The 15,127-nt window shown below is 40.6% G+C and carries 12 protein-coding genes and 1 other annotated feature; all 12 genes read right to left on the bottom strand.

Going from position 1 to position 15,127, the window contains the following annotated elements:
* Nucleotides 1-31: 31 nt before the first annotated feature.
* Nucleotides 32-400, bottom strand: a complete 369-nt coding sequence (gene rplL / locus B7725_RS01020) for a 50S ribosomal protein L7/L12 (RefSeq protein ID WP_001196962.1) — start codon at nt 398-400, stop codon at nt 32-34.
* 72 nt (nt 401-472) lie between these two features.
* Nucleotides 473-973: a 50S ribosomal protein L10 gene (rplJ, locus tag B7725_RS01025; protein WP_001287266.1), complete on the bottom strand. Its 501-nt coding sequence runs from the start codon at nt 971-973 to the stop codon at nt 473-475.
* Between the two features lie 38 nt (nt 974-1,011).
* Nucleotides 1,012-1,147, bottom strand: a sequence feature (ribosomal protein L10 leader region).
* 62 nt (nt 1,148-1,209) lie between these two features.
* Nucleotides 1,210-2,469, bottom strand: a complete 1,260-nt coding sequence (locus B7725_RS01035) for a TRZ/ATZ family protein (RefSeq protein WP_084874186.1) — start codon at nt 2,467-2,469, stop codon at nt 1,210-1,212.
* Nucleotides 2,470-2,568: 99 nt separating this feature from the next.
* Complete coding sequence (locus B7725_RS01040) at nt 2,569-4,317, bottom strand: ABC transporter ATP-binding protein (protein WP_084874187.1); 1,749 nt, start codon at nt 4,315-4,317, stop codon at nt 2,569-2,571.
* A 1-nt stretch (nt 4,318) separates the two neighbouring features.
* Nucleotides 4,319-6,043, bottom strand: a complete 1,725-nt coding sequence (locus B7725_RS01045; protein WP_084874188.1) for an ABC transporter ATP-binding protein — start codon at nt 6,041-6,043, stop codon at nt 4,319-4,321.
* Nucleotides 6,044-6,207: 164 nt separating this feature from the next.
* A complete protein-coding gene (gene msrB, locus B7725_RS01050) occupies nt 6,208-7,146 on the bottom strand; it encodes a peptide-methionine (R)-S-oxide reductase MsrB (protein WP_084874189.1) in 939 nt (312 codons plus the stop codon).
* Nucleotides 7,147-7,440: 294 nt separating this feature from the next.
* A complete protein-coding gene (thrB, locus tag B7725_RS01060; RefSeq protein ID WP_084874190.1) occupies nt 7,441-8,310 on the bottom strand; it encodes a homoserine kinase in 870 nt (289 codons plus the stop codon).
* Between the two features lies 1 nt (nt 8,311).
* On the bottom strand, nt 8,312-9,598 hold the full coding sequence (locus B7725_RS01065) for a homoserine dehydrogenase (RefSeq protein WP_084874191.1): 1,287 nt from the start codon (nt 9,596-9,598) through the stop codon (nt 8,312-8,314).
* Between the two features lie 147 nt (nt 9,599-9,745).
* The gene (mecA, locus tag B7725_RS01070) at nt 9,746-10,486 is read right to left on the bottom strand and encodes an adaptor protein MecA (RefSeq protein ID WP_084874192.1); all 741 of its coding nucleotides are present in this window, start codon (nt 10,484-10,486) and stop codon (nt 9,746-9,748) included.
* 185 nt (nt 10,487-10,671) lie between these two features.
* On the bottom strand, nt 10,672-13,305 hold the full coding sequence (locus B7725_RS01075) for an MBL fold metallo-hydrolase (protein WP_394335033.1): 2,634 nt from the start codon (nt 13,303-13,305) through the stop codon (nt 10,672-10,674).
* Between the two features lie 196 nt (nt 13,306-13,501).
* Complete coding sequence (locus B7725_RS01080) at nt 13,502-14,317, bottom strand: LicD family protein (RefSeq protein WP_084874194.1); 816 nt, start codon at nt 14,315-14,317, stop codon at nt 13,502-13,504.
* Nucleotides 14,318-15,121, bottom strand: coding sequence for a LicD family protein (locus B7725_RS01085; RefSeq protein ID WP_084874195.1), 804 nt, complete (start codon nt 15,119-15,121; stop codon nt 14,318-14,320).
* Nucleotides 15,122-15,127 lie beyond the last annotated feature (6 nt).

Genomic DNA, 15,127 nt, shown 5'->3' on the forward strand with positions numbered 1-15,127 from the left:
ATGTTTTTAAGCTACTAATGTAGTTGCTCTATTATTTAAGAGTAACTGAAGCTCCAGCTTCTTCCAATTTAGCTTTGATTTCTTCAGCTTCTGCAGTTGGAACGCCTTCTTTGATGACACCTGGTGCACCATCAACAAGTTCTTTAGCTTCTTTAAGTCCAAGACCAGTGATTTCACGTACAGCTTTGATAACGCCAACTTTTTTGTCACCAGCAGCTGTCAATTCAACGTCAAATGAATCTTTAGCAGCACCAGCGTCAGCAGCACCAGCTGCAGCTACAGCTACAGGAGCAGCTGCAGTTACACCAAATTCTTCTTCGATAGCTTTTACAAGGTCGTTCAATTCAAGGATTGAAGCTTCTTTAATTTCAGCAATAATGTTTTCAATGTTCAATGCCATTGTTATTTCCTCCAAATAAGTTTTTAATTATAATAGTTTTTTCGTAGCTATGCTACGCTGCGTAGCTTAAGATTAAGCTGCGTCTTCTTTGTTGTCTGCAACCGCTTTGACTGCAAGAGCAACGTTGCGCACTGGCGCTTGAAGTACAGAAAGGAGCATAGAAAGAAGTCCTTCGCGGTTTGGAAGAGTTGCAAGAGCAACGATTTCTTCTTTAGATGCGACAGCGCCTTCAATTGCACCACCTTTGATTTCAAGTGCTTCAGCGTTTTTAGCAAAGTCGTTCAAGATTTTCGCTGGCGCGATAACATCTTCATTAGAAAATGCTACGGCAGATGGTCCAACAAATACTGATGCAAGATCTTCAAGACCAGCTTTTTCAGCTGCACGACGCAAGATTGAGTTTTTAATAACTTTATACTCAACTTCGCTTCCACGAAGCTCACGACGAAGAACTGTATCTTGATCAACTGTCAAACCACGAGCGTCTACAACGACGATAGATGCAGCAGCTTTCATTTTTTCAGCTACTACGTCAACTAGTTCCGCTTTTTTAGCAATAATTGCTTCACTCATTAGTGTGTTCACCTCCGTAATTATTTTGCTTGGGGAATTTTTTCAAAAGAAAAACGCGCCCAAACCTAGACACGAAAGTACAATACGCTTCTTTTTACATGATACGTTTTGTCCTCGGTAGGATCTTTATGAGTCGAGCTCCCCTACTGTCTTAGGCAGTTTTTTCAAACCGTATATAAGTATAGCATAGACAAAAAAAGAATGCAAGATTTTTGCAAACTTTTTTTGAAATTTTTTTAAATTTCTACTGTCAAAACTTGACCTTCCTTGACAACCTGCTCTCCTGCAATATAGACATCATCAACATCACTGGATTTGACTGCGTATACGAGGTGAGAGAGCATATTTTTCTGAGGTTGGAGATGGATTTTTCCTTGAGGATTAATGACCAGAAAATCTGCCTGCTTACCAACTTCCAGACTTCCTATCTGATCTTCCATCCCAAGAACCTTAGCACCTTCGATTGTCAGTGCCTTAAGGGCTGTCTCGATAGGGAATTGGCTGGCATCTCCACTCTTCATTTTCTGAAGGAGGGCTGCTGTCCGTCCTTCCTCAAACATATCTAGATTGTTATTGGAAGCAACCGAGTCAGTCGCAATCCCCACTGCTACTCCTGCTTTTTGGAGTTGGATGATTGGAGCGATTCCTGAGGCCAGTTTTAGATTACTGATAGGATTGTGGGCGATAGCCACTTGAGAGGTTGCCAAACGTTCAATTTCTTGTTCGTTTAGTTCGACCCCATGAGCAAAAACAGACGGATAATCTAAGTAACCCAGTTCTTCTAGAAAGGCGAGGGGGCGTTTGCCATAACGTTTCAGGATAATTCCTGATTCCTCCTTGGTCTCCGCCACATGGATGTGGATGGGAATGTCCAGCTCTTTTGCCATATCTAAGCTCGCTTCCAGCAAGTTTCTACTACAACTGTAGGGAGAATGTGGAGCTACCATAACCTTGAAATTTGAATTTTCATATCCTAAGATTTCCTCTATGATGGACCGTGTTCTACTTATGGTCTCAGCAGTTGTTTCTGTCCCTGAAGAAAAGAGGGTCGGTGAGAAATAACAACGCATCTTAGATGCCTTAACTACCTGATAAATTCTCTCAATATCCACACCATTAGGATTATACATATCGTTGAAGGTTGTTGTCCCTGACTGGAGCATCTCTGTCAGAGCTTCTTTGACTGCCTTGGTAGTCATATCGGGAGTAAATCCTGCTTCTGCTGGCCAAATATAGTTATTGAGCCATTCATGGAGATTACTATCATCCCGGATCCCTCGCAAGCCTGTCATAGCAGAGTGGGTATGGCAATTGACCAAACCAGGCATAATCCAGCCTCCTTGATAGTCTATAATCTGCTCAGCTTGCTCTAAAATCTCTGGCTTTTCTTGACCGACATAGACAATTTGGGAATCCTTAACGGCTAAGACACCATCCAAATAAACATGGAAATCTTGATCACAAGTCACGATATTTACATGCTGATAGACTTTCATTGTTTTCTCCTTCTAAGACCCTGATTTTTCTAGCTATTGTAACAAAAAAGTCACCCGAAGGCAACCTTTTTTGTCCATAAGATTTCAAAATAGAAAGGATTATTCATAGCTAAAAGCTGCTGCTTTTTGCATTTGGTAATACTTGCCCTTTCTAGCCATGAGCTCTTGATGATTGCCATGTTCCACAATGTCACCATCTACCAAGACAAGAATCAAATCCGCATCCTGAATGGTTGACAAACGGTGAGCAATGATAAAACTTGTGCGCCCCTTCATGAGTTTGGCAAAGGCATCCTGAACTAGCACTTCTGTCCGTGTATCGATGGATGATGTCGCCTCGTCTAAGATAAGAATCTTTGGGATAGCTAGAAAGACTCGGGCGATGGTCAAGAGCTGAGCTTGACCGACAGAGAGAGATTCCCCTGAATTTTCCAACTTAGTATCGTATCCCTGTGGCAACTGTTGGATGAAAAAGTCTGCATTGGCTGCCTTTGCAGCAGCAATCACCTGCTCCCGACTGGCATCAGGATTTCCAAAGGCAATATTATCATGAATGGTTCCTTGCTTGAGCCAGGTTTCTTGGAGCACCATGCCAAACTGCTGTCTCAATGACGCTCGGGTATAGTCGTAAATGGAACGACCGTCTAGCAAGATATCTCCCGAGTTAATGGGATAAAAACGCATGAGGAGATTGATAAGAGTTGACTTACCAGCACCTGTCGGACCAACGATAGCTACCTTGCTACCAGCTGGGATATCGATAGACAAATCCTTAATCAAGATCTTCTCAGGATTGTATCCAAAAGAAATATGTTTAAAGGAAATAGCTCCCTTGACTTGGTCGCTGGTCAAGACTTCCTTACCTGTTTCAACAACCTCAGGACTTTCTAAAACAGCATAAACACGCTCTGCACAAGCGAGAGCACTTTGCAACTCAGCTAGCACTGAAGAAATATCGTTAAAGGGCTTGGTATACTGCTGAACATAGTTCAAAAAAGTTACTAAACGTCCGATGGTCAAGGTTGAACCCATCATGATACGATAAGCTCCTACTCCAGCTAGAAGCGCATAAATGAGCGCATTGACAAAGCGAGTTGAAGGATTAACCGTTGATGAATAAAAGATGGCTGACTGAGAATAACCTGCGTAGTTGCCATTCGCCTCGTGCAGTCTTTGGATAAACTCTGTCTGAGCATTAAAGGACTGGATAATAGTCTGCTGGCTAAGCGATTCTTCAATCAACTGAGTCTGAATCCCCCTGGTCTCTGTTTGCTTCTGAAAGAGATGATAGGAACGTTTGGCAATAAAGCGTGAAATCACCATGGACAGTGGCGTCAACAACAAGACCAAGAGGGTCATGAGGAGGTGAATTTGGAGCATGGCTAGAATACTAACCAAAATTATCAAAACACCAATGAAAAATTGGTTAAAAATCATGGTCAAGCCGGCTGCCAGCTGTTCTATGTCTGTAGTCACACGACTAACCATCTCTCCACTGCCCTGCCGATCCACAAAAGCAATCGGTAAACGATGGAGTTTATGAATGATTCGCTCTCGTAAATCTTTAGTATAAGAGAAGATTAGGCGATTATAAAGAAGAGGATTGGCCCATTGTACCAGAGTATTTCCTATGACTACCAAAATCATCTGGATGAAAATCTGCCAAAAAACTGGTGATGAACCAGCCACCAGGACCTGGTCAATGACCTGCCCAATTAGAATAGGTAGGTAAATTGATAAACCAACTTGGGCAATAGTTCCTAGAAAGGCTAGGAAAAGGAGGAAGGGATGGCTTGCTAAATCTATGGCCAAACGTTTGAGCGTCTGGTTTGCGGTTTGTCGTTTCATGCTAGTCCTCCTTTCCATGTTGGGATGCATTGATTTCGCGATAGACTTGGCTAGTCTTCATCAATTCCTCGTGCTTGCCAACAGCTAGTAACTCACCTTTTTCCAAGAGGAGAATCTGGTCAGCCATCTGAAGTGTAGACGTTCGTTGAGAAATCAAGATTAAGCTCGTATTTGGCAGATTTTCTCTAATAGCTTTCAAGAGCTTGGACTCGGTAATGGTGTCGAGGGCCGAGGTCGCATCATCTAGGATGAGAAATGGAGCTTGGCGCAAGACTGCTCGGGCAATAGATAGCCTTTGTTTTTGTCCGCCTGAGAAATTTCGCCCTCCTGCCTCAACAGTGGCATCCAAAAGTCCTTCCTTTTCACTGACAAAATCCTTAGCTTGCGCAATTTCCAAGGCCTGCCAGAGTTCTTGGTCAGATACTTCTTGATTGAAACCTAATGTCAAATTGGAACGAATAGTTCCTTTAAAGAGTTCGACTTTTTGAGGTACATAGGCAATCCAAGACCGCCACTGCTCAAGATTACGAGGACTACGTCCATCTCGATAAAGGTCAATGCTCCCCTTATCTACTGGATAAAGACCAAGTAAGACTTGCACCAAGCTTGATTTACCTGAACCCGTACCCCCAATGATACCAAGGATTTGCCCTTGCTTCATATTAAAGGAAATATCTCTCAGAGAAGGTTGAGCCGCATCAGGATAGGTAAAGGTTAATTCTTTGACTTGCAAAACCCGATCACTGGTAACTTGTTTTTGTTCTAATTCTGAATGAATATCCTCTGGAGCTTCGGCGAAGACTTCCTCGATTCGCTTGGCTGAGATATAGGATTGGTTGAGGGAATTGATCAGCATGGCGAGCTTAACCAATTCCACCAAAATCTGCAAGAGGTAGTTGATAAGAGCAATGAGAGCACCTTGACTGAGTAAACCTCCTTGAATAGAAATATAGCCCTGCCAGATGATAACGAGGAGAGTCCCATTGACAATCAGATAGGTCAGAGGTGTTAATAAACTAGACCAGAAGCCTGTCTTTTCTTGTAATCTAGCATAGACTTGGTTAAGGGTTTGAAAAATCTGTAACTCTCGTTTTTCCTGGCCAAAAGCACGAATAACTCGCATTCCTTGCAATTGCTGGCGCGTTTCCTGAACCAGCTGGTCCGTTTTCTTTCTGAGACTACTGTAGAGAGGATTGACCAGTCGAGAGAGACCGACAATGACAATGGTCAGAATGACAACCATGACTAAGAACCAGAAAGTCAGCTCAGCTGAGATGCGATAGGCCATAAAAATGGCTCCAAAAACGATAATAGGCGCTCGCAAAAAGAGACGCAGGAATTGATTGATCCCAGTCTGAATCTGGTAAGTATCCGAAGTCAAGCGAGTCACCAAGCTAGAAGTTGTCAAACGATCTCTGCTATCCTTGGGTAAGGAAAGAATATGACGATAAAGGTCATCTGTCAATTCCTTGGCAAAACCCACCGCAGCCTTAGCTGAGTAAAACTGGGCTACCAAGGCCACTAAAACACCAATCACGGCAAAGATAAGGAGCAGGCCAATCTGCATCCAGAGGTGTCCTTGATCTCTCTGAGGCAAGGATTGGTCAACAATCCCTGCAATCACCATGGGAACCAAGAGCTCAAACACAGCTTCTAACAGCTTGAACAAGGGTGCTAAAATCGATTCCCTGATGTAGGGTTTAAAGTATGATAGTAGGTGTTTCATAGTTCTCTTCTATTCTTATACTCAATGAAAATCAAAAAGCAAACTAGGAAATTAGCCGCAGGCTGTACTTGAGTACGGCAAGGCGACGTTGACGTGGTTTGAATTTGATTTTCGAAGAGTATTATTCTGGAAATGAAGAAAGTGGGAAGCGCCCACCCTCAGTTTTATTTGTTTAAGTAAGGTAATAGATAGCCATATCCTGCTTTTTCCATCTCATCCTTGGCTACAAAGCGTAAGGAAGCAGAATTAATACAGTAACGCAGACCACCTAACTCCTGAGGTCCATCTGTGAAAACATGACCCAAGTGAGCATTACCTGACCGAGAACGAACCTCGATTCGCTCCATTCCATGACTCAGGTCCTTGTAGTAGTGAATCAATTCCTTAGAAATCGGACGACTAAAACTTGGCCAACCACAACCTGAAGCGAACTTATCCTTGGCAAAAAAGAGTGGCTCGCCAGTCGTGATGTCTACATAAATCCCTTCTTCAAAGGTCTGGTCATAAGCATTGCTAAATGGAGCCTCTGTTGCAGCTTCTTGGGTGACACGGTAAGACTCTGCTGACAAACTTTCCCTTAACACTTCTTGACTAGGCTTTTCATAATTTGAGGCGTCAATCAATGGCTTCTCAGCATCTGTCACATCGATATGACAATAACCTGAAGGATTTTTCTTGAGATAGTCTTGGTGGTAGTCTTCAGCCAAAATGTAGTGCCGAAGTTTCTCCACCTCTACTGCAATCTTTCGACCCAGCATACGCTCCTGCTCCTGCACCACTGTGTAGATAGCCGGCAAGTCTGCTTCATCCTGATAATAGATCCCAGTTCGATATTGGCGACCACGGTCATTCCCCTGCTGGTTAATAGACAAGGGATCAATAACACGGAAATAATAAAGCAAAATCTCTCTTAGTGACACTACTTTCTCATCATAAATCACTTGAACAGTCTCTGCATGGTCTGTTTCCTTGAGCAACTGGTAATTAGTTGTTTCGACTTGCCCATTAGCGTAGCCTACACTGGTTGCTAGCACTCCAGAAATACGGGAAAAATATTCCTCTAAACCCCAAAAACAACCACCTGCTAGATAAATTTCTGCCATCTTTGTTTCTCCTTTATCAAGTTTTTAACTAATACTCTTCGAAAATCTCTTCAAACCACGTCAGCGTCGCCTTAGCGTATATATGTGACTGACTTCGTCAGTCTTATCTACAACCTCAAAACAGTGTTTTGAGCTGACTTCGTCAGTTTCATCTACAACCTCAAAACCATGTTTTGAGCAACCTGCGGCTAGCTCCTAGTTTGCTCTTTGATTTTCATTGAGTATAAACTTCTTTTCAAAAAAAGGATAGGAAGCCCTCTAATCAAGAGTTTCCCCATCCTATCTTCTATTTCTTTACTTTGTTTCGACACGGACACCTTGGGTATCAACTTTCAAATTATGAAGTTTGCCTTTGAAAGGTTGCTTTTCCAATTCTGCCTTAATCTTCGGTATCTTGTCGTGAGAAGCTAAGACCATAACTGTTGGCCCAGCACCAGAGAGGTAGGTTGCATAGGCACCATTCTCTTTAGCTACTTGCTTAATCGTCGCAAATTCACGGACCAGACTTTGACGATAGCGCTCGTGGAAGAGGTCTCCCTCAATCGCTTGGCCAGCTGTCACCATATCTCCTGCTAACAAGGCTGCAACCGCCACATTGGCGATAGAACTAGCTGCAACAGCTTCCTTGTAGGACAATTTCTTAGGCAAGACACCACGGCTGTCTCGGGTACGCAATTCATAGTTGGGAATGTAAGCTAAAAAATCACACTCTGGGAAGTCTGCCACAATCGCAGAGACTTGACCTTCAACTGAACTTGCAATAACGAGATTACCATAAATGGCTGGAGCTACATTATCAGGATGCCCTTCAATCTTGGTAGCCAACTGCAATTTGTCGTGGTTAGATAAGTTGAGATTGCCCAGTTGGTTGGCCAGTTCAATCCCAGCAACGATAACCGAGCTTGAAGAACCCAAACCACGCGCCAAGGGAACATCGCTGGTCATTTTCAAACGTCTCGGTTGCAAGTCAGGCGCAATTTGCAAGGCAATCTTGAGCAAGAGATTACGCTCGTCATGGGGAATCCATTTGCCAATCTGGTGTTCAATCAGCCACTCATCCCGTTCTTCACAGATCTCAATTTGAAGATACTTGGTAACAGCTACACCGACCGAGTCAAAACCTGGCCCAATATTGGCACTGGTTGCAGGTACAATAATCTTCATCTTATTCTCCTAACACCTTGAAGGTATTCAAGAGGTCAAATTCTGAAGCTTTGGCCAACTCTGCTGAAACATTCTCAAGTTGCGCTTTATTAATCTTATGAGTGATAATCACTACATGCGCCTTGTCACCCTCTTTGCCATCTTGGAGGATTTGCTTGAAGGAAATATCTTGAGCGTTGAAAATCTCAGCCAATTTCAAGACCTGACCTTTTGAGTCTGGAGCCAAGATTGAGAAGTAGTAATTAGCTTTAACATCTTCAGGATTTGCCAAAACTAGGTCACGGCTATATTCGTTGAAGTCTTTACCAATAGTACCATCATTCAAGCGACGAACGATACGGACAATATCTGCTACAACACTTGTCGCAGTTGGTTTTTGACCCGCACCTGGTCCGTAGTACATAGATTCACCGATGCCGATAGACTCCACAAAGACTGCGTTCATTACCCCATTCACACTGGCAAGTGGATGTGCTTTAGGAAGGAAGGTCGGAGTTACTTCCGCAGCAATACCTGAAGGAGTTTCCTCGATAGAACCAACCAATTTCACTACATAGCCAAGGTCTTGGGCTACAGCTACGTCTTCTGGTGTGATGTTGCGGATTCCCTTGTGGGCTACATCGTCAAAGGCAACCTTCATACCAAAAGCAAACTGGCTCAAAATCACCATCTTGTAGGCTGCGTCAATCCCATCCACGTCATTTGTAGGGTCGCTTTCTGCAAAACCAAGTCTTTGTGCTTCAGCCAGAGCATCATCATAAGACCAGCCTTCTTCTACCATCTTGGTCATCATGAAGTTAGAAGTTCCGTTAACAACACCAAGAACGCGCGTAATTTTGTCAGAAGCTAATGAATTTGCCAAGGTACGAAGAATTGGAATCCCACCAGCTACTGCTGCTTCGTAGTAAAGTGCTACGTTGTGGGTTTTGGCGATTTCTAGCAATTCTGCACCATGGACAGCCAAAAGGTCCTTGTTTGCAGTAACAACGTGTTTTCCAGCTTCTAAGGCACGAGTGATAAAGGTTTTAGCTGGTTCGATACGCCCCATCAATTCCACTACGATAGTAATGTCTTGATCTGATAAAATATCATCTACATTGGTTACAAAGTTAAAGTCATTTCCTGCTGCAAGCAAGCGGTTCTTTTCATCTTCATCCTTGACCAATACCTTGGCCACTTCAATCTCCGAATGAGCTGACTGAACGATTTTTTCTCCATTTTCCTTTAGAAGGAAAGGCACACCACTTGCAACGGTACCAAATCCAAGTAAAGCAATTTTAACTGTCATGTTTGTCTCCTAGAAATTTTCTGATATAGCCATTATAACAGAATTTTGTGAAAATTCCTATTATAGTAAATCACTATTTCAGTCTAGTAAAGAAAAAACGAATCCCATGATTCGTCTTTCTTGATAAATGAAAATTGATTTTGAAAATTATGAACGAATCTTTTGCAGACCGATAACTGCGTCATGGTTAATCAATATTTGCCCATACTCTTGCAAGACTGAACGACTGATGTCACTGTCGTCTGCAAACTCACGCATACGAGCCAAGAGCCAGGCTGGATATGGACTTGGATGATTTTCCACATCAACTAAGATTGTCAAATAATAGTGTCCATTCATCTTATAGAGTTCAGAGGTTTCCATCTGGTAGTTAACCGTCTTTGCAAAAGCAACTAAGTCAGCAAGGCTTACAAAGCGCAGGATATAGTAGATATAAGGTTCTTTCTTACTCTCCGTCTCCTTGTCTGCCTGCTCTTGCTCTTCTTCCTTTGCTTCGACCTGCTCTAGAGATTGGATAGCTTCAATATCGTCCTTGGTCTTATCTGCAATGCTCTTTTCCAAGGTTTTGAGAAATTCATCCGGCGACATTTGGGCTAATTCTTCCATATCTGGCAGATCCGTCAAATCTTCAAAATCCAGATTCTGGTCAATCTTGGACTTGGTCACAAAGACGTCGACCTTGTCAGGTTTTGGCGTCACACGGAAACTCAGCATGCCACTATCCAAGAAATTGTCTGGCATCTCTAATTCATCTAAAATAGCATAGAAAAACTCTTCGGTTTTTTCCTGAGGAACGAGAAAGTCTGCAATCTCCATTCCTCGATCCATTAAATCATCTAAAGTCATTGTAATTTTTAGTGTTGTATCACTAATTTGTTTCATCTTCATATCTAGTAACCTCTTACTTTCAGTCTATCTATTATACTAGATTTTTACGATTTTATCAAAAGAATGAAGCGAGAATATTGTATATTTAGAGTTAACTTTATAATATTAGCGTCAATATAAAACTTAAAAAACACCTTAAAATCAGGTTTAGTCCTACCTGCTTCTAAGGTGTTTACACATCACATTTATTCCTCAATCATATGGTGTGAAGAATTATCCTCAACATGAGATGAATTCTCAGTCGAAGTAGAAGTTTCAGTTATCTGTTCTTTCTTATCTTGCTCCACTGCTACCGTGGTTTGACTTATTTTCCAAATTCCTTCTTCGTTTACCTTGTAACCATCAGGTGTTGTTGTGTTCTTCAACAAAGAACCATCAGCTTGGAAATAGTACCAATTACCATCAATCTGTTTCCAACCCGTTTGCATAGCTCCGGATTCATCAAAGTAATAATGATCACCATTTACTTTATGAAGGCCAACCAACATGATTCCATCTTCAGGATTTAGATAATACCAGACGCCTTTGTATTTTATCCAGCCAGTTTTCATGGCTCCATTTGATTCAAAGTAACGATAATGATTATCAAACCATTTCCAGCCAGTTTGCATGGCACCAGATCCGCTAAAGTAATATTGCTTACCATCTACTTGATGAAGGCCGACTAACATAACGCCTTCCTTACCTTCAAGATAATACCAAGCATCACCATCTTTCAACCAACCAGTTTGGAGTGCGCCCGACGTAGCGTAATAATGCCAAGAATCATTTGACCACTGCCATCCAACTTGCATAGTACCTGCTGAGCTGAAGAAATAGTTCTTACCGTCAATCTCTTTAGATCCTACAGTCATGATACCCGTTTCTGGATCCAAATAATACCATGATTCTTTATCTTTCAACCAACCAGTTTTCATAGCTCCAGAACTTGCAAAATAGTTCCAGTGACCATCAACAAAGGCCCAGCCTGTTTGCATGGCACCACTAGCATTCAAATAGTAACGAACACCATTGATATCTTGGCTTCCAGTTAACATGATGCCATCTTTATCCAAATAATACCATGTTTCCTGATCCTTGGTCCAACCAGTTTTCATAGCTCCAGAACTTGCAAAATAGTTCCAGTGACCATCAACAAAGGCCCAGCCCGTCTGCATGGCACCACTAGCGTTCAAATAGTAACGGACACCATTGATATCTTGGCTTCCAGTTAACATGATGCCATCTTTATCCAAATAATACCATGTTTCCTGATCCTTGACCCAGCCGGTTTTCATAGCACCAGAACTTGCAAAATAGTTCCAGTGACCATCAACAAAGGCCCAGCCTGTTTGCATGACACCTTCTTGATTAAAGTAGTATGTGCTTCCATTGATATTCTTTTTACCGACAGTCCGTAATCCATCCTCATCATAGAAATACCAATCTGAGTCAACCTTTTGCCAAGTTGAAGGATTACCTGCTGTTTGGAGTGCACCACTTTCGCTAAAGAACATCTTCTTACCATTAAAGACTTGATAGCCTGTTAGCATCTTACCATCTTTATCAAATAGGTATTTCTGCCCCGCAATTTCTAAGAGTTCATTATAGCTTCTTGCTCCCGTTGATGTGATATAGTACCAATTACCATCTTGGTTAAACCAACCAGTTTCTCGCATGTCACCGTTGTTATTTAGGTAATACCAGTTTCCATCAATTTTTTCTCTAGAATCTTTCAAATGCAACCATTTGCCAGCTTGCATTTGTCCTTGTCCATTAAAGAAATAATAAACACCGTCTATTTTTCGCCAACCAATCGTCATTTCATCATCGGACAAGCGATATTTCCAGTAACCATCTTCTTTATACCATTTTTCTCTAACTGTCGGTATATCGGGAAAAACTTCCGAAACGTTAGTAAATCCTTCTTTATCTATATCAAAAACAGTCGCATCTTTGGTATGACTATAAGCTTTTACTATTTTTATATTCTTTTCTCGAAGTAGAGCTCTAGTGGATTCACGATTAATATCTGATCCACTTGTCTGAACAACAATACTTGGTGATAAATTATTAATAAAGCTAACTGTATTTGAAATTGTCGCATCATAATGATGGTTCCATTTCATCATATCAACCTTACCGATAACCGGGCCTAACTTATCTTCTGCTCCTTCGGCATTGTCCAAATCTCCACCTAGATAGATTCTCTTTCCAGCTACAGTAACAACAGCAACTATTGAGTTTGAATTATCATCGAAAACCTTTTTAAGCTTTCCTTCACTGTCATACTCATTTTTGTAGTTATAAAGCTGAATATCCATATCACCCATGGTAAAGTGGCTGTCGTTGTCAGAGATATCTTGTATAAGATTTACACCACGTTCAAGAGCTGTTTTAACCGCATTATCATAGTTATAGAGATTATCCCACAACCTCCACTGTGTTGTAATGCGTTCATCTGAGTATCTTTTCAGATAAAATTTATCAACAGGATAATGTTTTAGTACTTCATCTGCAGAACCAATATGATCACTGTGGACATGAGTACCCAAGATAAAATCTAATTTTTCAACACCAACCTGTTTCAGATGACGGAACAATCGATCCTCTAAAACTTGATCATTGTCCATGGTAATTCCCCATCTATCTGGATAACGTGGATTGCTTCCATCTGGGAAATCATAATCTTCACCCATATCAATTAAAGCAAAGTGTCCTTTGCTTTCTAAGAGAATGGCATCACTCCCTGACTTAGATTTTAAATTAATAAAGTGGATTCGATTACCATCCCCTGCGGAAATGGTATCCGCATCGACTGATGATAATTTGGCAGTCATAATTAAAGTACATATGAGAAAACTAAATAATATTAACTTTCTTATCTTTGTATTCTTCATTGTATATCACACATTCCTTTATTATTTCTATGAACCATCATTTTAGCCTATTTTCATATCCTGCTTTGTATATGAATAGTACTATCCTGATTTTCCCAATAAACACTCAAAAGACTCGCTCTCCTATGAAACTGGGCTACTTCTCTATCTTACGATAGGCTTTTATACTATGGCTATACCACTCCTGCATTTCTTTTGATGGAGGAGTCATATAATCACCATACATCTGTGTTAAAAAGGCATCATAATTTTTAGGAATTGGCATCATTCTCCCTTCAAATTCTGTTAAAATCAGTTCTTTAAAGGTCCCTGCTGGAAAGACTTCTTTCATTTTTTCTTTTCCAACTCCAACAGCTCCTTCATAAGTAGGATTTTCTGTCACACTATTTTTTACTAATTGATCGATTTTCTTATAGAAATATCTCGGATTAACAAGTCTGAGAGGATACCACGTACACAATCGAAGAAAATCCTTTAATTTGCTATCTCCGTGAACCGCACGTTCTTTTTTGATATAGGCAAGCTGACGCAAGGCAACATATTTATAGCTTTTATCAACGATGCTCAAATCTGAAAATTGATCGATTGGAAAGACATCAATAAACAAACTGGTGTCATGACGCTTATACTTTACATTATCCTCAATGACAGTTGATGTATCTAAAATAGCTGCAAAATTATGGAAATACCAAGATGAAGTATCGTAGGAAAGGACTTGATAAATAGGATGCTGGTCCTCTTCAATAGCTTTCAATAAATGTTCATAGTCTTCTCTATACAGAGAAATATCAATATCATCATCCCAAGGAATCATGCCTTTATGACGAACAGCTCCCAACATTGTTCCATAGCTGAGGAAATAAGAAATATTATTTTTTTTACAAATTTCGTCAATATAGTCCAAAATGCCCAGTTGAATAGTTTTAATCTCATTTTTTTCTAAATACTGCATTTAATCCTCCAATTTATAGGCTTCAAATTCATGGATATAAATCTGTTTTTCTTTAGGTGGCACTGTCATATAATCATCATAAAACTGTTTTAAAACAGCATCAAAATGTTTAGGAGCTGGAAGAACAAGATGTTCAAAAGGTGTTTCAATCAGTTCATCAAACATATCTCTTGGAAAAATTTCCTTTTCCTTAGCTTTTGATGGAATGAAAGCTATGTATTTCCCATTCTCAACCCTATATTTTTGAATTTGCTTTTCGATTTGATTAGCGAAGAAGCGTGGAGAAACAGGGCGAAGAAGAAGCCAGAATAAAGTACGAATCAAATCTTTTAACTTGCTATCTCCATAAACAATATTCTTGTGCTTACTGAAGGATAATAGTTTAAAACTCTCCAACTTATAGCAGATATCAACTACCTTAGTATCATTAAATGTATCCATCGGAAAAATATCAATGAATACACCCGAATCATAAGTTTTTGTATTTCTCGTATCAATTATTTTTGTTGTAGGATCTACAATTTTGATAAAGTTATTAAAATATTGGTCATCCGTTTCCAACGAGAGAAGTTTATATCTTGATTGCTTCTCGCTAAATAACTGAATAAACTTTTCATAGTTTTCACGAGTCATAGAAAGGTCTATATCATCATCCCAAGGAATAAATCCCTTGTGTCGAATAGCACCAATCAAGGTCCCATAGTTAATACAATAGTTGATGCCGTGCTCCTTGCAAAAGGAATCTATAAAGTCTAAAATATCAAGTTCAATCTTTTTAGCTTCTTCAATGCTTAATTTTCTCATATATTC

Source organism: Streptococcus oralis subsp. tigurinus (assembly GCF_002096275.1).
Classification (GTDB): domain Bacteria; phylum Bacillota; class Bacilli; order Lactobacillales; family Streptococcaceae; genus Streptococcus; species Streptococcus oralis_CN.